This is a genomic window from Pseudomonas sp. TE21435, assembly GCF_056279265.1.
On the sequence record NZ_JBWBQZ010000001.1, the window covers coordinates 1,312,268 to 1,331,978 of the forward strand.

General features: G+C 64.8%; 16 protein-coding genes and 3 pseudogenes. 16 read left to right on the top strand and 3 right to left on the bottom strand.

Annotated elements, in window-relative coordinates:
- The first annotated feature begins 116 nt into the window (after positions 1 to 116).
- The 7 genes and pseudogenes from paaF to paaA form a co-directional block, all read left to right on the top strand.
- Positions 117 to 890: a 2,3-dehydroadipyl-CoA hydratase PaaF gene (gene paaF / locus ACZ9C1_RS05965; protein WP_277504196.1), complete on the top strand. Its 774-nt coding sequence runs from the start codon at positions 117 to 119 to the stop codon at positions 888 to 890.
- A 31-nt stretch (positions 891 to 921) separates the two neighbouring features.
- Entirely contained in the window at positions 922 to 1,716 is a 795-nt protein-coding gene (gene paaG, locus ACZ9C1_RS05970; protein ID WP_102682036.1) for a 2-(1,2-epoxy-1,2-dihydrophenyl)acetyl-CoA isomerase PaaG, read from the top strand.
- A 2-nt stretch (positions 1,717 to 1,718) separates the two neighbouring features.
- Positions 1,719 to 3,236, top strand: a complete 1,518-nt coding sequence (paaH, locus tag ACZ9C1_RS05975; RefSeq protein ID WP_476253733.1) for a 3-hydroxyacyl-CoA dehydrogenase PaaH — start codon at positions 1,719 to 1,721, stop codon at positions 3,234 to 3,236.
- Positions 3,229 to 3,678 (top strand): hydroxyphenylacetyl-CoA thioesterase PaaI, encoded by a 450-nt coding sequence (paaI, locus tag ACZ9C1_RS05980; protein ID WP_110703327.1) that lies wholly within the window; start codon positions 3,229 to 3,231, stop codon positions 3,676 to 3,678. The genes paaH and paaI overlap by 8 nt, the downstream gene beginning before the upstream one ends.
- Complete coding sequence (gene pcaF / locus ACZ9C1_RS05985) at positions 3,671 to 4,891, top strand: 3-oxoadipyl-CoA thiolase (protein ID WP_476253734.1); 1,221 nt, start codon at positions 3,671 to 3,673, stop codon at positions 4,889 to 4,891. Before paaI ends, pcaF begins: the two co-directional genes overlap by 8 nt.
- Before the next feature lie 94 nt (positions 4,892 to 4,985).
- A complete protein-coding gene (gene paaK, locus ACZ9C1_RS05990) occupies positions 4,986 to 6,305 on the top strand; it encodes a phenylacetate--CoA ligase PaaK (RefSeq protein WP_476253735.1) in 1,320 nt (439 codons plus the stop codon).
- A gap of 395 nt (positions 6,306 to 6,700) precedes the next feature.
- Positions 6,701 to 7,462: pseudogene (gene paaA / locus ACZ9C1_RS05995) on the top strand (1,2-phenylacetyl-CoA epoxidase subunit PaaA); the annotation flags it as partial.
- Here the strand turns inward: paaA and ACZ9C1_RS06000 are convergent.
- Positions 7,445 to 7,558 (bottom strand): annotated as a pseudogene (locus tag ACZ9C1_RS06000) (hypothetical protein); the annotation flags it as partial. The pseudogenes paaA and ACZ9C1_RS06000 sit on opposite strands and share 18 nt — an antisense overlap.
- 37 nt (positions 7,559 to 7,595) lie before the next feature.
- Here ACZ9C1_RS06000 and paaB point away from each other — a divergent pair.
- The 8 genes and pseudogenes from paaB (at position 7,596) to paaZ (ending at position 15,585) form a co-directional block, all read left to right on the top strand.
- Complete coding sequence (paaB, locus tag ACZ9C1_RS06005; protein ID WP_011533969.1) at positions 7,596 to 7,877, top strand: 1,2-phenylacetyl-CoA epoxidase subunit PaaB; 282 nt, start codon at positions 7,596 to 7,598, stop codon at positions 7,875 to 7,877.
- 8 nt (positions 7,878 to 7,885) lie between these two features.
- On the top strand, positions 7,886 to 8,644 hold the full coding sequence (paaC, locus tag ACZ9C1_RS06010; protein WP_277504203.1) for a 1,2-phenylacetyl-CoA epoxidase subunit PaaC: 759 nt from the start codon (positions 7,886 to 7,888) through the stop codon (positions 8,642 to 8,644).
- Positions 8,631 to 9,155, top strand: coding sequence for a 1,2-phenylacetyl-CoA epoxidase subunit PaaD (paaD, locus tag ACZ9C1_RS06015; RefSeq protein ID WP_102682042.1), 525 nt, complete (start codon positions 8,631 to 8,633; stop codon positions 9,153 to 9,155). Before paaC ends, paaD begins: the two co-directional genes overlap by 14 nt.
- A 15-nt stretch (positions 9,156 to 9,170) precedes the next feature.
- On the top strand, positions 9,171 to 10,247 hold the full coding sequence (paaE, locus tag ACZ9C1_RS06020; protein WP_277504204.1) for a 1,2-phenylacetyl-CoA epoxidase subunit PaaE: 1,077 nt from the start codon (positions 9,171 to 9,173) through the stop codon (positions 10,245 to 10,247).
- A 123-nt stretch (positions 10,248 to 10,370) separates the two neighbouring features.
- Positions 10,371 to 10,679, top strand: coding sequence for a DUF485 domain-containing protein (locus ACZ9C1_RS06025; protein ID WP_102682044.1), 309 nt, complete (start codon positions 10,371 to 10,373; stop codon positions 10,677 to 10,679).
- A pseudogene (locus tag ACZ9C1_RS06030) lies at positions 10,670 to 12,238 on the top strand (cation acetate symporter); the annotation flags it as partial. The gene ACZ9C1_RS06025 and the pseudogene ACZ9C1_RS06030, both read left to right, overlap by 10 nt.
- A 35-nt stretch (positions 12,239 to 12,273) precedes the next feature.
- A complete protein-coding gene (locus ACZ9C1_RS06035) occupies positions 12,274 to 13,506 on the top strand; it encodes an OprD family porin (protein ID WP_476253736.1) in 1,233 nt (410 codons plus the stop codon).
- A 24-nt stretch (positions 13,507 to 13,530) separates the two neighbouring features.
- Positions 13,531 to 15,585 (top strand): phenylacetic acid degradation bifunctional protein PaaZ, encoded by a 2,055-nt coding sequence (gene paaZ, locus ACZ9C1_RS06040; RefSeq protein WP_476253737.1) that lies wholly within the window; start codon positions 13,531 to 13,533, stop codon positions 15,583 to 15,585.
- Positions 15,586 to 15,685: 100 nt separating this feature from the next.
- Here paaZ and ACZ9C1_RS06045 read toward each other — a convergent pair whose 3' ends face one another.
- The gene (locus ACZ9C1_RS06045; protein WP_476253738.1) at positions 15,686 to 17,422 is read right to left on the bottom strand and encodes a P-loop NTPase fold protein; all 1,737 of its coding nucleotides are present in this window, start codon (positions 17,420 to 17,422) and stop codon (positions 15,686 to 15,688) included.
- Positions 17,423 to 17,720: 298 nt separating this feature from the next.
- Between ACZ9C1_RS06045 and ACZ9C1_RS06050 the strand changes: the two genes are divergently transcribed.
- The gene (locus tag ACZ9C1_RS06050) at positions 17,721 to 18,032 is read left to right on the top strand and encodes a hypothetical protein (protein WP_046855646.1); all 312 of its coding nucleotides are present in this window, start codon (positions 17,721 to 17,723) and stop codon (positions 18,030 to 18,032) included.
- 17 nt (positions 18,033 to 18,049) lie between these two features.
- On the opposite strand, the gene ACZ9C1_RS06055 is transcribed toward ACZ9C1_RS06050, so the two are convergent.
- On the bottom strand, positions 18,050 to 19,669 hold the full coding sequence (locus ACZ9C1_RS06055; protein WP_457377627.1) for an ATP-binding response regulator: 1,620 nt from the start codon (positions 19,667 to 19,669) through the stop codon (positions 18,050 to 18,052).
- Positions 19,670 to 19,711: the final 42 nt, after the last annotated feature.

Consider the following 19,711-nt stretch of genomic DNA (forward strand, 5'->3'; position numbering starts at 1 on the left):
ACAATTTCCATGTTGATTATATGTATCGTATTGAACATATACTTGCCCCAGCACCACGAACAATTCCAAGAAAAGCCGGCCCCAGCCGGCGCCGAACGTGCAGCCCGAGGTATCCCATGCCAAGCAACCTCATCGTGCAGGCCCCAGCGGACGGTGTCCGCCTGATCACCCTGCACCGCCCGCAGGCCCTGAACGCCCTGAACACAGCGCTGCTGGAAGAGCTGGCCGCAGAACTGCATGCCGCCGACCAGGACCCGCAGATCCGTGCCGTGGTCATTACCGGCAGCCGCAAGGTCTTCGCCGCCGGCGCCGATATCAACGAAATGGCCCAGCGCGACCTGGTCGGCATCCTCGAAGACCCGCGGGTGGCCCACTGGCAACGCATCACCGGCTTCGCCAAACCTCTGATCGCCGCCGTCAACGGCTTCGCCTTAGGCGGCGGCTGCGAACTGGTGATGTGCGCCGACATCGTTATCGCTGGCAGCGACGCCCGTTTCGGCCAGCCGGAAATCAACCTCGGCATCCTTCCCGGGGCTGGCGGCACCCAGCGCCTGCTGCGCGCCGTGGGCAAGCCGCTGGCCATGCAGATGGTCCTGGGCGGTGAGGCCATCGGCGCCCGCCATGCCCTGCAGGCCGGCCTGGTCAGTGAAGTCACCGAGCCCGAACTCACCGTCGAGCGCGCCCTGCAGGTGGCCGTCGCCATCGCCGCCAAGGCGCCGCTGGCGGTGCGCCTGGCCAAGGAGGCGCTGCTCAAGGCCCAGGACATGGACCTGGCGAGCGGCCTGCGCTTCGAGCGCCATGCCTTCACCCTGCTGGCCGGCACCGCCGACCGCAACGAAGGCATCCGCGCCTTCCAGGAAAAACGCCCGGCCCGATTCCAAGGGCTGTAAGCCTTCCACCGACTGACGGAGCGAGCCAGTCATGTCTTTCCAGCACATCCTGTTTTCCATCGGCGACGACGGCGTCGCCCTCCTCTCGCTCAACCGGCCCGAGCAGCTCAACAGCTTCAATACCGCGATGCACCTGGAGGTGCGCGAGGCCTTGAAGCAGGTACGCCACAGCGACCACGCCCGCGTGCTGCTGCTGACCGGCGAAGGCCGTGGCTTCTGCGCAGGCCAGGACCTGGCCGACCGCAATGTCGCGCCCGGCGCCGAGCTGCCTGACCTCGGCCAATCCATCGAACAGTTCTACAACCCGCTGGTGCGCAGCCTGCGCGACCTACCGCTGCCGGTGATCTGCGCGGTCAACGGCGTGGCCGCTGGTGCCGGGGCCAACCTGCCACTGGCCTGCGACCTGGTGCTGGCGGCACGCTCGGCGAGCTTCATTCAGGCGTTCTGCAAGATTGGCCTGGTGCCGGATTCCGGCGGCACCTGGTTGCTGCCCAGACTGGTCGGCATGGCCCGGGCCAAGGCGCTGGCCCTGCTGGGCGAGCGCCTGAGCGCCGAGCAGGCCGAGCAATGGGGGCTGATCCACCGGGTGGTGGACGATGCCGCGCTGCGCGACGAAGCACTCGGCCTCGCCCGTCACCTGGCAGCCCAGCCCACCTACGGCCTGGCCTTGATCAAGCGTGCCCTCAACCAGAGTTTCGACAACCGCTTCGATGAACAGCTGGAACTGGAGCGCGACCTCCAGCGCCTGGCCGGGCGCAGCGAGGATTACCGCGAGGGCGTCAGCGCCTTCATGAACAAACGCACACCTGTGTTCAAGGGGCGCTGACCATGGCCGCACTCGACAACGACGCCCTGGTGGCAGTAATCGGTGCAGGCGCCATGGGTGCCGGCATCGCCCAGGTGGCGGCCCAGGCCGGTCATCCCGTGCGTCTCTACGATACGCGCCCCGGCGCCGCCGAGCAGGCGATCGAAGGCATCGATCGCCTGCTCGGCCGGCAGGTGGAAAAAGGCAAGCTTGCGCCTGACAGCCGCAGCGCGATCCGCGACCGACTGCAACCGGTGGACAGCCTCGACGCCCTGGCCAAGGCCCATCTGGTGATCGAAGCCATCGTCGAACAACTGCCAGTCAAACAGGACCTGCTGCGTCAGCTTGAAGCCCTGTGCGCCACGGACTGCATCCTGGCCAGCAACACTTCTTCGCTGTCGATCACCAGCCTCGCCGCCGGGCTCAAGCACCCGGAGCGGGTCATTGGCATGCACTTCTTCAACCCGGCGCCCTTGATGGCGCTGGTGGAGATCGTCTCCGGGCTGGCCACTGCGCCGAGCCTGGCGGCCACGCTTTACGACACCGCCCGTGCCTGGGGCAAGCAACCGGTGCATGCCCGTTCGACGCCGGGCTTTATCGTCAACCGCGTGGCCCGGCCCTTCTATGCCGAAAGCCTGCGCCTGCTGCAGGAAGGCGCCGCCGACTGCGCCACCCTCGATGCCCTTCTGCGCGATGCCGGGGGCTTTCGCATGGGCGCCTTCGAACTGACCGACCTGATCGGTCATGACGTCAACTACGCGGTGACCTGCTCGGTGTTCGAAGCCTTCTATGGCGATTTCCGCTTCCAGCCGTCGCTGGTGCAGAAAGAGCTGGTCGACGCCGGGCGCCTCGGGCGCAAGACCGGCCAGGGCTTTTATAGCTACGCCGAGGGTGCCGAACGGCTACAGCCCGCGACATTGACCAGCCAGACGCCTGTAGAGCGCTGCACGGTTGAAGGCGACCTGGGTGCCCTGCAGCCCCTGGTAGAGCGCTTGCGCGCCAACGGTGTCGGCGTCACCGAGCGCGCCGGCGCCGGCCTGGTCCGTGTGGGAGGTGCCACCCTGGCGCTGTCCGATGGCCGACTGGCCAGCCAGCGCGCGCGCGAGGACGGCTTGCGCAACCTGGTGCTGCTGGACCTGGCCCTGGACTACGCCAGCGCCACGCGCCTGGCCATCAGCCACGGTGCCGAATGCAGCGCCGAGGCCCTGGACCAGGCCGTCGGCCTGCTTGCCCGGGCTGGCCTGAGCGCCTGCCCGGTCGCCGACCTGCCCGGCCTGGTGGTGCTGCGCACCGTGGCCATGCTCGCCAACGAAGCCGCCGACGCCGTACTGCAAGGAGTAGGCACTCCCGGTGACATCGACCTGGCCATGCGCGCCGGGGTCAACTACCCGCGCGGGCCGCTGGCCTGGGCCGACGACCTGGGCATCGGCTACACCCTGAACGTGCTCGACAACCTGCAACGCAGCTACGGCGAGGAACGTTACCGCCCGTCCCTGTTGCTGCGCCGCACCCACGCCGAAGGAGGTCGCCTGCATGGCTGATCAATCCGCACACACTTTGGCCCGCGCCTGCGCCGAGGCCATGTTCGGCCGTGACGCCGCCAGCCAGGGCCTGGGCATCGAGCTGCTCGAAGCCGGCCCCGGCAGCGCCCGCCTGGGCATGACCGTGCGCGCCGACATGATCCAGGGCCATGGCACCTGCCATGGCGGCTACCTGTTCGCCCTGGCCGATTCGGCCTTCGCCTTCGCCTGCAACAGCTACGATGAAGCAGCCGTGGCCCTGGGTTGCAGCATCGACTATGTGGCCCCGGCGCGGCTCGGCGACCGCCTGCAGGCCAGCGCCAGCGAACAAAGCCGCAAAGGCCGCACCGGCAACTACGACGTGCGCATCGAGAACCAGCAGGGCGAGCTGATCGCCCTGTTCCACGGCAAATCCTACAAAGTGCGCGGCACCGTGCTGTCGCCGGAGACTTCAAATGACTGACGCCAGCCTGCCCCACGCGCTGATCATCGATGCCGTGCGCACCCCCATCGGCCGCTACGGCGGCGCCCTGTCGAGCGTGCGCCCCGACGACCTCGCCGCGGTGCCGATCAAGGCGCTGATGGCACGCCATCCCGGGCTGGACTGGGCGGCGCTGGACGATGTGATCCTCGGCTGCGCCAACCAGGCCGGCGAAGACAACCGCAACGTCGCGCGCATGGCCGGCCTGCTGGCCGGGCTGCCGATCGAGGTGCCCGGCACCACGATCAACCGCCTGTGCGGCTCGGGCCTGGACGCCATCGGCAACGCTGCCCGCGCCCTGCGCTGCGGCGAAGCCGGGTTGATGCTGGCCGGCGGCGTCGAGTCGATGTCGCGGGCACCCTTCGTCATGGGCAAGTCGGAACAGGCCTTTGGCCGCAGCGCGCAGCTGTTCGACACCACCATCGGCTGGCGCTTCGTCAACCCGTCGATGCAGGCGCAATACGGCATCGATTCGATGCCCGAAACCGCTGAGAACGTCGCCGAGCGCTTCGACATCTCCCGCGAAGACCAGGATGCCTTCGCCCTGCGCAGCCAGCTCAAGGCCGCCGCCGCCCAGGCCAATGGTCGTCTGGCCCGGGAGATCGTCACGGTGGAGATCGCGCAGCGCAAAGGCCCGCCCAAACGCGTCGAGCACGATGAACATCCACGAGGCGACACCACCCTGGAACAACTGGCGCGCCTGGGCACGCCGTTCCGTGAGGGCGGCAGCGTCACCGCCGGCAATGCCTCGGGCGTCAATGACGGCGCCTGCGCCCTGCTTCTGGCCAGCCCACAGGCCGCGCAACGCCACGGCCTCAAGGCCCGTGGCCGGGTGCTTGGCCTTGCGGTGGCGGGCGTCGAGCCACGCCTCATGGGTATCGGCCCGGTGCCGGCGACTCACAAGGTACTGGAGCTGACCGGCCTGGCACTGGCCGACATGGACGTGATCGAGCTCAACGAAGCCTTTGCCGCCCAGGGCCTGGCCGTGCTGCGCGAGCTGGGCCTGGCCGACGACGATCCGCGGGTCAATCCCAACGGCGGCGCCATCGCCCTGGGCCACCCGCTGGGCATGAGCGGCGCACGCCTGGTCACCACCGCCCTGCACCAGCTGGAGCTGACCGGCGGCCGTTACGCCCTGTGCACCATGTGCATCGGCGTCGGCCAGGGCATCGCCCTGGTGATCGAACGCCTCTGATCAGCCGCCAGAGACGCCAAGCGACGCGGGCAGTATGCTGCCTGCCATGACACTCAGGGCCCCGGCCCACGACAAGAACAACTCGAGTGAAACCATGAATCTCTACCACGATGCCGACCGCGCCCTGCTCGACCCGATGGAAACCGCCAGCCTCGACGCACTGCGCCAGCACCAGCTGGAGCGCCTGCGCTGGAGCCTGAACCACGCCTACGCCAATGTGCCGCTGTACCGCCAGCGCTTCGACGCCTGCGGCGCCCATCCCGACGACCTGAAATCGCTGGAGGACCTTGCCCGCTTCCCCTTTACCGGGAAGAACGACCTGCGCGACAACTACCCCTATGGCATGTTCGCCGTGCCCCAAGACCAGGTGGTGCGCCTGCACGCCTCCAGCGGCACCACCGGCAAGCCGACGGTGGTCGGCTACACCCAGAACGACATCGACACCTGGGCCAACGTGGTGGCGCGCTCGATTCGCGCCGCCGGCGGGCGCCGCGGCGACAAGGTGCATGTCTCCTACGGCTACGGCCTGTTCACCGGCGGCCTGGGCGCGCACTACGGCGCCGAGCGCCTGGGCTGCACGGTGATCCCCATGTCCGGCGGCCAGACCGAGAAACAGGTGCAGCTGATCCGCGACTTCCAGCCGGACATCATCATGGTTACCCCCTCGTACATGCTCAACCTCGCCGACGAGATCGAGCGCCAGGGCATCGACCCGCACGACCTCAAGCTGCGCCTGGGCATCTTCGGCGCCGAACCCTGGACCGATGAACTGCGCCGCGCCATCGAGCAGCGCCTGGGCATCGACGCCCTGGACATCTACGGGCTGTCGGAAATCATGGGCCCGGGCGTGGCCATGGAGTGCATCGAGACCAGGGACGGCCCGACCATCTGGGAAGACCATTTCTACCCCGAGATCATCGACCCGGTCACAGGCCAGGTGCTGCCGGATGGCCAGCTCGGCGAGCTGGTATTCACCTCGCTGAGCAAGGAGGCGTTGCCGATGGTGCGCTACCGCACCCGCGACCTCACCCGCCTGCTGCCCGGCACGGCGCGGCCGATGCGGCGCATCGGCAAGATCACCGGGCGCAGCGACGACATGCTGATCATTCGCGGGGTCAATGTGTTCCCGACGCAGATCGAGGAGCAGGTACTCAAGATAAAACAGCTTTCCGAGCTGTATGAGATTCACCTGTATCGTAATGGCAATCTCGACAGCGTCGAGGTGCATGTTGAACTGCGCAGCGACAGCCAGTACCTCGACGAGGGCCAGCGCAAGCAGGTGGTGGGTGAACTGGCGAAGCAGATCAAGACCTACATCGGCATCAGCACGCAGATCCAGCTGCAGCCGTGCGGCACGCTGAAACGTTCAGAGGGCAAGGCCTGTCACGTGTATGACAAGCGGCTGGCCAGCTGACTCATCGGCATTCCGTTCAGCCCCGGCCTGATCCGGGGCTTTTTTTGCCTTGAGAAAGCTGGGGGCGCCTGCGCCCCTTTCGCCGGCAAGCCGGCTCCCACAGCGATCGCGCAATTCCTTAGGTCTGTGCTGCACCGGAGCTGGCTTGCCAGCGATTGGCCGCAAAGCGATACACAAATCTTATTTGATACATCAAATACAGTTTGATGTTGTGTTTTGTATCGCTTATAAATGACCCACGCCCCAAGCAGCCCATCAGCGGGAGCCCGACCATGTACGCACAGCTCGTAGAAACCGGCGTCAAACGCCTGAAGACCCTGGAAGAGATGTCGCCCGAAGAGCGCGCCTTCCAGGAGAAGATCGACGCCGAGATCAAGATCGAAGCCAAGAACTGGATGCCCGAGGCCTACCGCCAGACGCTCATCCGCCAGATTTCCCAGCACGCCCATTCCGAGATCGTCGGCATGCTCCCGGAAGGCAACTGGGTCACTCGCGCCCCCTCGCTCAAGCGCAAGCTGCAGTTGATGGCCAAGATCCAGGACGAGGCCGGCCACGGCCTGTACCTGTACAGCGCCATGGAAACCCTTGGCGCCGACCGCGACGAAGAGATCGCCAAGCTGCACAGCGGCAAGGCCAAGTATTCGAGCATCTTCAACTACCCGACCCTGAGCTGGGCCGACATGGGCGCGGTGGGCTGGCTGGTGGACGGCGCGGCGATCGTCAACCAGGTGGTGCTGCAGCGCACCTCCTACGGCCCCTACTCCCGCGCCATGGTGCGCATCTGCAAGGAAGAAAGCTTCCACCAGCGCCAGGGCTATGAACTGCTGCTGACCATGATGCGCCACGGCACCCAGGCACAGAAGGACATGGTCCAGGACGCCATCGACCGCCTGTGGTGGCCGGCGCTGATGATGTTCGGCCCCAGCGACGAACACTCGCCCAACAGCGCCCAGTCCATGGCCTGGAAGATCAAGCGTCAGAGCAACGACGAACTGCGCCAGCGCTTCATCGACCAGACCGTGCCGCAGCTGGAACTGCTCGGCTGCACCGCTCCCGACCCTGAGCTCAAGTGGAACGCCGAGCGTGGCCATTACGACTTCGGCCAGATCCAGTGGGATGAGTTCTACGAGGTGCTCAAGGGCAATGGCCCCTGCAACCAGGAGCGCGTCGCCACCCGCCGCAAGGCCATCGAAGACGGTGCCTGGGTACGCGAGGCCGCCGTGGCCTATGCGCGCAAGCAACAGAACAAGAATGCCGCCTAAAGCGGCGAATGATGCGGAGATACCCCTGATGTCTGTCTGGACCCTGTTCGAAGTCTTCGTGCGCAGCAAGCACGGCCTGAACCACAAGCATGTGGGCAGCGTGCACGCCGCCGACGCCGCCATGGCCATCGAGAACGCCCGCGAGCTGTACACCCGCCGCAGCGAAGGCGTGAGCCTGTGGGTGGTGCCCTCGGCGCTGATCACCGCCTCTTCTCCCGACGAGAAGGACCCACTGTTCGCCCCGGCGGACGACAAGGTCTACCGCCATGCCAGCTTCTACGAGCTGCCCGCCGAAGTCGGACACATGTGAGGCCCGCCATGCACAAGCAAGCACTTATCCAATACCTGCTGCTGCTCGGCGACAGCGCCCTGGTTCAGGGCCAGCGCCTGTGCGAGTGGTGCGGCAAGGCGCCGGCGCTGGAGGAAGAACTGGCACTGATGAACGTCGGCCTCGACCTGGTGGGCCAGTCGCGCAACTGGCTGGACTACGCCGCCGAACTGCTGGACGACGGCCGCGACGCCGATGCCCTGGCGTTCCGTCGCGACGAACGCGCCTACCGCAACCTGCTGCTGGTCGAGCAACCCAACGGCGACTACGCCGTGACCCTGCTCAAGCAGTTCCTGTACGACGCTTGGCACCACGCCACGCTTGAAGCGCTCAGCGCCTCGCGCGATGAACGTATCGCCGGCATCGCCGCCAAGGCACTGAAAGAAGTCACCTATCACCTGCGCCGCTCCGGCGAATGGGTACAGCGCCTGGGGGGCGGCACGGAAGAAAGCCGCCGACGCATGCTCGAAGCCATCCCGGCCTTGTGGCGCTTCACGGTCGAACTGAGCGTGGCCAACGACGGTGAAGTCCAGCTGGCCAAAGCCGGTATCGGCGCCGACCCGGCGCAGATCGCCCAGCATTGGCTGAACACCGTCACGGCCATCTTCGCCTCGGTCGATCTGCCCCTGCCCAAGGCCGCCAGCCACTTCTACCTGGACGGGCGCAAGGGCCTGCACACCGAACACCTCGGCCTGCTGCTGGCTGAAATGCAGTTCCTGCCGCGAGCCTACCCCGATGCAACCTGGTGAGCTGATCGCTGGCGACCGGGGCGCCAGGGACTTGCGCGACGGCGACCTGAGCCGGGCCTGGGCGGTGCTGGCCGAGGTGATGGACCCGGAAGTACCGGTGGTCAGCGTGGTCGACTTAGGTGTCGTGCGCGACCTCGACTGGCGCGCCGGCCACCTACACCTGGTGGTCACCCCGACCTACTCCGGCTGCCCGGCCACCGAGGTGATCGAGAGTGACATTCGCCAGGCCCTGGAACAGGCCGGCTTCGCGGAGCCTGCGCTGGAGCGTCGTCTCACCCCGGCGTGGAGCACCGACTGGATCAGTGCGCAAGGCCGTGAGCGGCTGCGCGCCTACGGTATCGCCCCACCCGAGGGCCGCGCCAACCTGCGTGGGGCGGCACCCAGCGTGTGTTGCCCGCAGTGCGGCAGCGCCGATACCGAACTGCTCAGCCAGTTCGGTTCCACCGCCTGCAAGGCCCTGTACCGCTGCCGCGCCTGCCTGGAACCGTTCGACTATTTCAAATGCCTTTGAGCCGTGGAGAACGCCATGAGCCAGTTTCACAGCCTGACCATCAAGCAAGTGCGCCAGGAGACCCGGGACGCGGTGTCCATCGCCTTCGACGTGCCCGCGCACCTGCGCGATGAGTTCCGTTTCACCCAGGGCCAGTACCTGGTCATGCGCACCCGCCTGGATGACGAAGAGGTGCGCCGCTCCTACTCGATCTGCAGCGCGGTGCAGGACGACGAGCTGCGGGTCGCCGTCAAGCGCGTGCCGGGCGGTCGTTTCTCGGCGTTTGCCAACGAAATGCTCAAGGCCGGCCAGCAGCTCGAAGTGATGCCGCCCTCGGGCAGCTTCTTCGTGCCGCTGGAACCGACGCGCCGGGGCAACTACCTGGGCGTTGCCGCCGGCAGCGGCATCACTCCGATCCTGTCGCTGGTCGCCACCACGCTGGCCACTGAACCCAACAGCCGCTTCACCTTGCTGTACGGCAACCGCGCCAGCAACAGCGCGCTGTTCCGCGACCGCCTCGAGGACCTGAAGAACCGGTACCTCGAGCGCCTCAACCTGATTTTCGTGTTCAGCCGCGAGCAACAGGACGTCGACCTGTACAACGGCCGCATCGATGCCGACAAGTGCGGCCAGCTGTTCTCCCGCTGGCTCGACGTGGCCTCTCTCGATGCTGCCTTCATCTGCGGCCCCCAGGCCATGACCGAAACCGTGCGCGACAGCCTGCAGGCCAACGGCATGGACAAGGCGCGCATCCACTATGAACTGTTCGCCGCCGCCGGCAGCGAAGCTCGCCGCGAGGCCCGTGAAGCGGCCCGCGAGCTGGATTCGGCGGTCAGCCAGGTGACCGTGATCAGCGATGGCCGCGCCCTGGCCTTCGACCTGCCGCGCAACACCCGCAGCGTGCTCGACGCCGGCAACGCCATCGGCGCCGAGCTGCCGTACTCGTGCAAGGCCGGGGTGTGCTCGACCTGCAAGTGCAAGGTGATCGAGGGCGAGGTGGAGATGGACAGCAACCATGCCCTGGAAGACTACGAAGTGGCCGCCGGGTATGTGCTGTCGTGCCAGACCTACCCGTTGAGCGACAAGGTGGTGCTCGACTTCGATCAGCTTTGAGACCGCATTGCCTTCATCGCTGGCAAGCCAGCTCCCACAAGCGCTGGCTTGCCAGCGATGAAGCCCTCGGCAACACACGCGTGACCTGAAAAAACAATTACAACAGCCAGAGAGAACGCTCCCATGACACCCGAACACCTTGAAACCATCAGCAACCACCCCGCCTTCGTGCAACTGATCAAGCGCAAGCGCCGCCTCAACGGCTCACTGACCCTGACCATGCTCGCCGCTTACTACGGCTTCGTCCTGCTGGTGGCCTTCGCCCCCGGCGTGCTCGGCCAGTCCCTCAGCGGCGGCGTGACCAGCGTCGGCATGCTGGTGGGAGTGCTCATGGTGCTGCTGTCCTTTGCCCTCACCGGCATCTACATGCACCGCGCCAACCGCGTCATCGACCCGCTCAACGAAGTGGTCAAGCAGGAGTGCGCGCGATGAACTGGACCGCCATCTCGATGTTCCTGGTGTTCGTCTGCTTCACCTTGCTGGTGACTCGCTGGGCCGCCCTGCGCACCCGCTCGGCCAGCGACTTCTACACCGCCGGCGGCGGCCTCACCGGCATGCAGAACGGCCTGGCGATCGCCGGCGACATGATCAGCGCCGCGTCCTTCCTGGGCATCTCGGCGATGATGTTCATGAACGGCTACGACGGCCTGCTGTATGCCCTGGGCGTGCTGGCCGGCTGGCCGATCATCCTGTTCCTGATCGCCGAACGCCTGCGCAACCTGGGCAAGTACACCTTCGCCGACGTCGTCTCGTACCGCCTGGCCCAGGCTCCGGTGCGCCTGACCTCGGCCTTCGGCACCCTGGCCGTGGCGCTGATGTACCTGGTGGCGCAGATGGTCGGCGCCGGCAAGCTGATCGAGCTGCTGTTCGGCATCAGCTACCTGTACGCGGTGATGCTGGTGGGTGCGCTGATGGTGCTGTACGTCACCTTCGGCGGCATGCTCGCCACCACCTGGGTGCAGATCATCAAGGCGGTGATGCTGCTCTGCGGCACGACCTTCATGGCATTCATGGTGCTCAGGCATTTCGGCTTCAGCACCGAGGCGATGTTCGCCAGCGCCGTGGCCGTGCACGCCAAGGGCCAGGCGATCATGGCGCCGGGCGCGCTGCTGTCCAATCCGGTGGACGCCATTTCCCTGGGCCTGGGCATGATGTTCGGCACTGCCGGCCTGCCGCATATCCTCATGCGCTTCTTCACCGTCAGCGACGCCAAGGAAGCGCGCAAGAGCGTGTTCTACGCCACCGGTTTCATCGGCTACTTCTATCTGCTGCTGATCGTCATCGGCTTCGGCGCCATCGTCATGGTCGGTACCGAGCCGTCCTACCGCGACGCCACGGGGGCGATCATCGGCGGCGGCAACATGGTCGCGGTGCACCTGGCCCAGGCGGTCGGCGGCAACCTGTTCCTCGGTTTCATCTCGGCGGTGGCCTTCGCCACCATCCTCGCCGTGGTCGCGGGCCTTGCGCTGTCCGGCGCCTCGGCGGTGTCCCACGACCTGTACGCCTGCGTGGTGCGCAAGGGCCAGGCCAGCGAGCAGGAAGAAATGCGCGTATCGCGCCTGGCCACCCTGGGGATAGGCCTGTTCGCGGTGCTGCTGGGGCTGCTGTTCGAGTCGCAGAACATCGCCTTCCTCTCCGGCCTGGTGTTGGCGGTGGCCGCCTCGGTCAACTTCCCGGTGCTGCTGCTCTCGATGTTCTGGAAGGGCCTGACCACCCGTGGCGCCGTGGGCGGCAGCCTGGCCGGGCTGGTCTCGGCGATCGTGCTGGTGGTGCTGGGGCCGGCGGTGTGGGTCAACGTGCTGCACAACGAACGGGCGCTGTTCCCCTACAGCAACCCGGCGCTGTTCTCCATGTCGCTGGCCTTCCTCGCGGCCTGGGCCTTCTCGGTTACCGACGGCTCGGAACAAGCGCGCGAAGAGCGTGGGCGCTACCTGGCCCAGTTCATCCGCTCCATGACCGGTATCGGCGCCGCCGGTGCCAGCAAGCACTGACCTCAAGAACAATAACAATGTCGGGTACACCAACAATGAACCGCACGCACCTCAAGTCAGCCGCCTGGCTGGCCACCCTCGCCCTGCCCTTGCCGGCCATGGCGGACTTTATCGCTGACAGTCACGCCCGCCTCGAACTGCGCAACCACTACCTCAACCGTGACTTCCGCCAGGGCAACGCCCCGCAGAGCAAGGCCGAGGAATGGGGCCAGGGCTTCACCGCCCGCTTCGAATCGGGTTTCACCGAAGGGGCCGTTGGTGTCGGGGTGGACGCCATGGGCCAGCTGGGCATCAAGCTCGACTCCAGCCGCGACCGACGCAACACCGGCCTGCTGCCCTACGGGCCGAACAGCCTGGAGCCGGTGGATGACTACAGCGAGCTGGGCCTGACCGCCAAGCTGCGCGTGTCCAGGAGCACCCTGCGCCTGGGCACGCTGCAGCCGATCCTGCCGGTGGTGGTGTACAACGACACCCGCCTGCTGGCCTCGACCTTCCAGGGCGGGCTGCTGACCAGCCAGGAGCTGGACGGCCTGACCTTCAACGGCGGGCGCCTGACCAAGGCCAACCTGCGCGACTCGTCCGGGCGCGATGATATCGGCTACGGCGCCGCCAGCAGCGACCACTTCGACTTTGGCGGCGGCAGCTACGCCATCACCCCGCAGGCCAGCATCAGCTACTACTACGCCAAGCTCGAAGACATCTACCGCCAGCAGTATGTGGGTTTTGTGCATACCCAACCCTTGGCCGAGGGCATCAGCCTGCGCAGCGACCTGCGCTACTTCGACAGCCGCGGCGACGGCGCCGAGCGCGCGGGCAAGATCGACAACCGCAACTTCAACGCCATGTTCACCCTGGGCGTGAAGGCCCACAAGTTCACCGCCACCTGGCAGCAGATGTCCGGCGACAGCGCCTTCCCGTTCCTCAACGGCGGCGACCCGTACACCGTCAACCTGGTCACCTACAACACCTTCACCCGCGCCGGGCTCGACTCCTGGCAGCTGCGCTACGACTACGACTTCGTGGCGCTGGGCATCCCCGGGCTGAGTTTCATGACCCGCTACACCGACGGCCGCCACGCCGAAACCGCCACGCTCAGCAATGGCCGCGAGCGCGAACGCGACACCGACATCACCTACGTGATCCAGAGCGGCCCGCTCAAGGACGTAAGTCTGCGCTGGCGCAATGTCACCTTCCGTTCCGGCAATGGCCTGACCAATGCCGTGGACGAAAACCGCCTGATCATTGGCTACACCCTGGCGCTCTGGTAAGCGCGCCCTTCAAAGGAGAACAGCATGTCCGCCGCCCCTACCCTGCAAAGCTTCATCGCCGGCCGCTGGATCGGCCAGCACGGCGCCCAGGCCCTGCGCAGCGCCCTCGACGGTCACGTTCTGGCCTACAGCCACGAGGAACGCCCGGACTTCGCCGAGGCCGTGGACTTTGCCCGCGCCCAGGGCCTGAAGCAGCTACTGGCCATGGATTTCCAGCAGCGCGCCGCCCGTCTCAAGGCCCTGGCGCTGTACCTGGCCGAGCGCAAGGAGCAGCTCTACGCCCTGTCCCATCACAGCGGCGCCACCCGCGCCGACAGCTGGATCGACATCGAAGGCGGCAACGCCACGCTGTTCGCCTATTCGAGCATGGGCCGGCGCGAGCTGCCCTCGGGCAACCTGGTACATGAAGGCCCGGCGATCCCCCTGGGCAAGCAAGGCCATTTCGCCGGCAGCCATATCCTGGTGCCGCGTGCGGGCGTGGCCGTGCATATCAACGCCTTCAACTTCCCGATCTGGGGGATGCTGGAGAAATTCGCCCCGACCTTCCTGGCCGGCATGCCGTGCATCGTCAAGCCTGCCACGTCCACCAGCTACCTGACCGAGGCCGTGGTACGCCTGATGAACGAGTCGGGCCTGCTGCCGGCCGGCAGCCTGCAACTGGTGATCGGCAGCACCGGTGACCTGCTCGAGCGCCTGCAGGGGCAGGACGTGGTGACTTTCACCGGCTCCGCCGACACCGCAGCCAAGCTGCGCGTCACCCCGAACCTGATCCGCAACTCGGTGCCCTTCACCGCCGAGGCCGACTCGCTGAACTGCGCCATCCTTGGCCCGGACGTAAGCCCTGACAGCGAGGAGTTCGAGCTGTACATCAAGGAAGTGGCGCGGGAAATGACCACCAAGGCCGGGCAGAAATGCACGGCGATCCGCCGCGCCATCGTCCCCGCCAGGCACATCGACGCGGTGGCCACTCGCCTGCGCGAACGGCTGCGCAAGGTAGTGGTGGGCGATCCTTCGGTGGAGGGCGTGCGCATGGGGGCGCTGGCCTCCCATGACCAGCAGCGTGATGTCGCCGAGCGCGTGCGCCAGTTGCTGGCCACCTGCGAGCAGTTGTTGGGCGCCAGTGACGGTTTCACCCCGGTCGGCGATGGCGTGGCCGAGGGCGCGTTCTGCGCCCCGACCCTGCTGCTGGCCCGCGACCCGCATGCCGAGGGCGGTGCCCATGATATCGAAGCGTTCGGCCCGGTCAGCACGCTGATGGCCTACGACGACCTCGACGAGGCCTTGGCCCTGGCCGCCCGCGGCAAGGGCAGCCTGGTGGCGAGCCTGGTCACCGCCGACCGCGGCGTGGCGGCCAAGGCCATCCCGGTTGCTGCGGCCTGGCACGGGCGGCTGCTGGTACTCGACAGCGAGGCGGCCAAGGAATCCACCGGGCATGGCTCACCGTTGCCACAGCTCAAGCACGGCGGCCCCGGCCGTGCCGGCGGTGGCGAGGAGCTGGGCGGCCTGCGCGCGGTCAAGCACTACCTGCAGCGAGCCGCGGTGCAAGGCTCGCCGAGCATGCTGATGGCGGTGACCGGCGAGTACGTGCGCGGGGCCGAGGTGATCGAAACCGAGGTGCACCCGTTCCGCCGCCATTTCGATGACTTGCGCATCGGCGAGTCGCTGCTGACCCACCGGCGCACAGTGACCGAGGCCGACCTGGTCAACTTCGGCTGCCTGTCGGGCGATCACTTCTACATGCACTTCGACGAGATCGCCGCCAAACAGTCGCAGTTCGGTAAGCGCATCGCCCACGGCTACTTCGTGCTGTCGGCGGCCGCCGGGTTGTTCGTCAGCCCCGGCGAAGGGCCGGTGCTGGCCAACTACGGGCTGGACACGCTGCGCTTCATCACCCCGGTGGGCATCGGCGACACCATCCAGGCGCGCCTGACCTGCAAGCGCAAGATCGACCAGGGCAAGACCAGCCCGCAGGGGCAGGCGCAAGGCGTGGTGGCCTGGGATGTGGAAGTGACCAACCAGTTGGGTGAGCTGGTGGCCAGTTATGACATTCTGACCTTGGTGCTCAAGCGAGCGACTTGAAGTCCCTTTCCGGCGTCATTTGACCGCTGCGGCGGGATCATTTTTTGTTCCCGACCGGAGTGGTTTCTTGCAGAGCATTCACCCATTTGTGCAGAACAGACTACTGTTCCAAAAACGTAAGCTGGTCCAAGGGCGTCACCGTAAAACTGTAAAAATCGTCGACACGCAGATTATTGAGAGGACTCTCCGCAGCCAATCGGGTGAACGCCTGCTTCGTTATCAATAACACATGCTCAACACCCTCATGCCTCTCCGCCTGGGATTGCTTATAGCGCCCAAACACCGCAAGCCCCTTTCTTATCCTTCTCGCCTTATTCCTGTCATTCGATTTCAGCCAAGCGTACATCTCATCTGCAGTATAGTTACACAATTCCTTCATCTCTTCCTCACGCCACCCTCCATGCCGAATGATATTTTCAAGAATGTCATCCAAACTCCAGCGCTTGACTTGCGGTACACATCGCATCGTCGCGATAGCCGTGACCAGTCGCTCATTACCTATATCTCTCCAGCCCTCATAACTGCCTCGTTCAAACTCACTGCGATTCTGTTCAATAAATTTCTCCACCCATTCATCAATATCAACCCCCAACACGGTGAGTAAGCGGATCGCCTTCAAAAATTCGCCAAGATTATCATTGATGAGATAGCCACTTTGCATCAAGCCTTGTAGCAAGGAGATGATTTCATCCGCATCGTCGGAGAAGTAATTTTCATACAGTTGCCACACCCTGTCCCAAGCATCCCTATCCGTTTGACTACTGACTACCAACTCAGCACTCTCTTTGATCGATATTATCTCCGACAACTCCGGAGTACCTCTTTCCAAATAACGGACAATCGGTGCTCGAAATTTTGTATCACGTACCCCACTAGTACTCAGGGCACGATACAGTTCTCTACAACTTTCAGAGTTTTTTTCATCCGCTTGATCCAGCTTGATCGCAGTGAGGGGCACCTTCAGAATCCTTCGCTTCAGATCCTTAAGATCTTGGCTGCCCCCCATAGAAAAATAGGCCCACGTTATCAGTGAGGCATGACGACCGAAATCTGTGACAACTTGCTTTTTACAATCAATAAACGCACCTTGATGCGCATCCAGCATACGTTTGATTTTTTTCAGAATCCGAATATTGCTTAGTTCAAAAGCTTCGCAAACAAAACGCACCTCGTCGAAGCAAAAATCCTCACGCTTGAAAACCAGGCCAAGATTATGCTTGATATCTGGCTCATATAAAAATTCGGTATCTATTACCTTTTCCTTGTTCTCTTCGTATTGCCTTGCATCTTTTTCCGAAAGCGCTCCCTCATTAAAAATTACAAGTATTTTGCATGCGCGCTGCTGATTTAATTCATCAATCAGCCCCATCAGTTCCTTGAGCTCTAATTTTTCGCCTTTACGCTCCAGATCATCGAAACATATCAGGTAGTTTTCAATTCGAGAGTGAGAGAGCGCATTCAGGGCTGCGGAGAGCTTGTTTAGCCCGGGAACAGTCTCATGCTGTTCTCCTTTCGCTCGCCATAGTCCCTCAAGATAATTCGCAAGCTTGCGCGAGCGACTGTGCTCCTCATCCTTGCTTAGAACAGTGGCCAGGTCCTGCTCGCCTGACCAGCTTTCAGCGCCATGATAGATCTTACTCCTCACTTGCTCGATAGAATTAAGCCCATATAGGGAAACATAGCTATACTTATCAACCTGTCCACCTCCACCTTGCCTTTTCTTCTTTATATAATCATTCCAGTACCAGGTCTTACCTACCCCCCAATTTCCCTTTAACACCACTACATCGGAGTGCCCATTAAGAAAATTATCCAGATAGGAGTCGAGATGATGCATTACCTAACCCTTGTATTTTGTTCAAGATATGCTTTGCATGTGATTTGACTATTATTTCCCAACTCACGCAATCGTCCTCCCCTGCCGCTCTTCACCAAGCACACAAGCCACCAGGACGATTTTGTTGGCTGACCGAACAAAGGAAGCCTTACATAATAAAGGCAATATGCCATCTCGCACATCCGCCCTACATCGCGCAACGCCACCTCAGCGCTATAGTCGGTCCAGCGTCCCACCGCCAGCCCCCTTCCTGGCGGCGCGGGCGCGGTACCGAGAACAATGCCAAGGAAGCAACGCGATGATCCTCAAGTCCTTCCCTTTCAAGTCCCTCGTCCTGCTCGCCGGCCTTGCCGCCGTGGCCGGCTGCCAGACCGCCAGCCCCAGTGCCGACACCCTCAAGCAACGCACCGAGGTCACCTTGGGCGTGCCCGTGAGCAAGGTCAGCAACCTGCGCAGCGACTCCAACACCACCTACTTCACCGCCAGCACCAGCAAGGGCCAGTACGACTGCCAGGTGCCCAGCGGCGGGCTGGTGGCCGTGGCCGGCATGGGTATCTACACGCCATCCCCCACCTGCTGGAAAGAAGGCCAGGCGCCGGTCTTCCAGTGAGGATCGACGGCGCCGGCCTAGGCGACCGGCGCCGCCACGCTCTCACGCAAACCCCGCAGCGCCGCACGCAGCTCCGCCGGGCGCACCGGCTTGGCCAGTACCGCGATACCCCGTGCCTGCAGGGCGCCCTGCAGCCTGTCGAGATCATGGCCCGTCATGATCAGCGCCGGCACTTCGGCGCCGCGTTGCGCGCGCAACTGGTCGATGCAGTCGATGCCGGTGGCCTGCGGGCCGAGGTCGTAGTCGGCAACGATCACATCGCAGTCACTGGCCAGGCCAAAGGGCGAGCTCTCGGCCTGCACCTCGCACCCCCAGCGTTGCAGCAGGGCACTGGTGGCCTGCAGGACGTTATGGTCATCCTCCACCAGGCACACCCGCAAACCGGTGAGCATGCCGGCCTGCACGGCCTGGTCGGCAACGGCCCGTGGCACTTGTGCCGGCACCTTGGGCAGCCCTTGCAAGGTCAGCGTGGTGCCATGTCCCTGGCGCGAGCGCAGGCTGACCGCCAAACCCATCAGTTGCCCCAGGCGCTTGACGATGGCCAGCCCCAGGCCGACGCCCTCGACGTCCTTGTCACGCGCCTCGCGCACCCGATAGAACTCTTCGAACACGCGGCCCTGGTGCTCTTCGGCAATGCCCCGGCCCTGGTCGCAGACAACGATGGCCAGGCCCTCGCCGCGTGGCCGCACGCCGATCAGCAACGGGCGCCCGGCGGCATACTTGAAGCTGTTGGACAGCACGTTCTGCACCATGGTCGCGAGCATCCCCGGGTCGGCGCGTGTCCAGTGGCGGCTGGGCACCAGGCGCATCTCGACCCCGGCCCAGCGCGCCGCCTCGCTGTTCTGGCGCAACAACTCGCGCAGGAAACCATCCACGGCGAAGGTTTCCCACTTGGGCTGCACCCGGCCGTTGTCCAGGGTGTACAGGTCGAGGATCGAACGGAACAACTGCGAAACGTTGAGCAGCGAGCGATCAATGCTGTCCACCAGGCGCCGCTCCTCCTCGCCCAGCCGCGCTTCGCGCAGGCAGGCGGTGAACAGGCCGATGGAGTGGATCGGCTGGCGCAGGTCGTGACTGGCCTGGGCCAGGAAGCGCGATTTCTCGCGGGTCGCCGCCTCGGCCAGGGCTGTGGCCTTGCGCGTGCGCTCCAGCAGCAGGTGGGCATAGAACGGAATCAGGGTGCTGGTGGTCAGCAGCATCGGCAGCAGGAACGGCTGTTCCTGCCAATAGGGGGTCAGTTGCCACACCACAACCAGCGCGGCCAGGGCCAGCACGGTGGCGATGGCCAGGTAGCGCGAGCCGAAGCGCATGCCGTTGCCCAGGTTGATCCAGACCATCACTGCATACAGCGGCAGCGCGGTTTCACCGCCAACCACCAGGCCGAAACTGGTGCCGGTGTAATCGCCCAGCATGCCGAAGATGCGCCGCGCCGGGTAGTGTCCCGGCCAACGCTTGATCGCCTGGCGCATGCCGATCGACACCACCACGAACCCCGCGTAGTAGAGCAGCACCGGCAGGTAGGTGGCGGGCGAGCGGCCCGGCAGGAAACCCAGCAACGCCACGTAGGTGATCGCACAAGAGGCGACGATGATGCGCAGGTTGGCCTGGTCCAGCTCGTTGTTCTTCTCGAACTTCATGGGTAACGTCCTTGTGCGCCAGTCGGCATTTGCGGCACGCTG

Coding starts and splice junctions, on each gene's coding strand:
- paaF (WP_277504196.1), top strand. CDS start 117: ATGCCAAGCAACCTCATCGTGCAGGCCCCAGCGGACGGTGTCCGCCTG.
- paaG (WP_102682036.1), top strand. CDS start 922: ATGTCTTTCCAGCACATCCTGTTTTCCATCGGCGACGACGGCGTCGCC.
- paaH (WP_476253733.1), top strand. CDS start 1,719: ATGGCCGCACTCGACAACGACGCCCTGGTGGCAGTAATCGGTGCAGGC.
- paaI (WP_110703327.1), top strand. CDS start 3,229: ATGGCTGATCAATCCGCACACACTTTGGCCCGCGCCTGCGCCGAGGCC.
- pcaF (WP_476253734.1), top strand. CDS start 3,671: ATGACTGACGCCAGCCTGCCCCACGCGCTGATCATCGATGCCGTGCGC.
- paaK (WP_476253735.1), top strand. CDS start 4,986: ATGAATCTCTACCACGATGCCGACCGCGCCCTGCTCGACCCGATGGAA.
- paaB (WP_011533969.1), top strand. CDS start 7,596: ATGTCTGTCTGGACCCTGTTCGAAGTCTTCGTGCGCAGCAAGCACGGC.
- paaC (WP_277504203.1), top strand. CDS start 7,886: ATGCACAAGCAAGCACTTATCCAATACCTGCTGCTGCTCGGCGACAGC.
- paaD (WP_102682042.1), top strand. CDS start 8,631: ATGCAACCTGGTGAGCTGATCGCTGGCGACCGGGGCGCCAGGGACTTG.
- paaE (WP_277504204.1), top strand. CDS start 9,171: ATGAGCCAGTTTCACAGCCTGACCATCAAGCAAGTGCGCCAGGAGACC.
- ACZ9C1_RS06025 (WP_102682044.1), top strand. CDS start 10,371: ATGACACCCGAACACCTTGAAACCATCAGCAACCACCCCGCCTTCGTG.
- ACZ9C1_RS06035 (WP_476253736.1), top strand. CDS start 12,274: ATGAACCGCACGCACCTCAAGTCAGCCGCCTGGCTGGCCACCCTCGCC.
- paaZ (WP_476253737.1), top strand. CDS start 13,531: ATGTCCGCCGCCCCTACCCTGCAAAGCTTCATCGCCGGCCGCTGGATC.
- ACZ9C1_RS06045 (WP_476253738.1), bottom strand. CDS start 17,422: ATGCATCATCTCGACTCCTATCTGGATAATTTTCTTAATGGGCACTCC.
- ACZ9C1_RS06050 (WP_046855646.1), top strand. CDS start 17,721: ATGATCCTCAAGTCCTTCCCTTTCAAGTCCCTCGTCCTGCTCGCCGGC.
- ACZ9C1_RS06055 (WP_457377627.1), bottom strand. CDS start 19,669: ATGAAGTTCGAGAAGAACAACGAGCTGGACCAGGCCAACCTGCGCATC.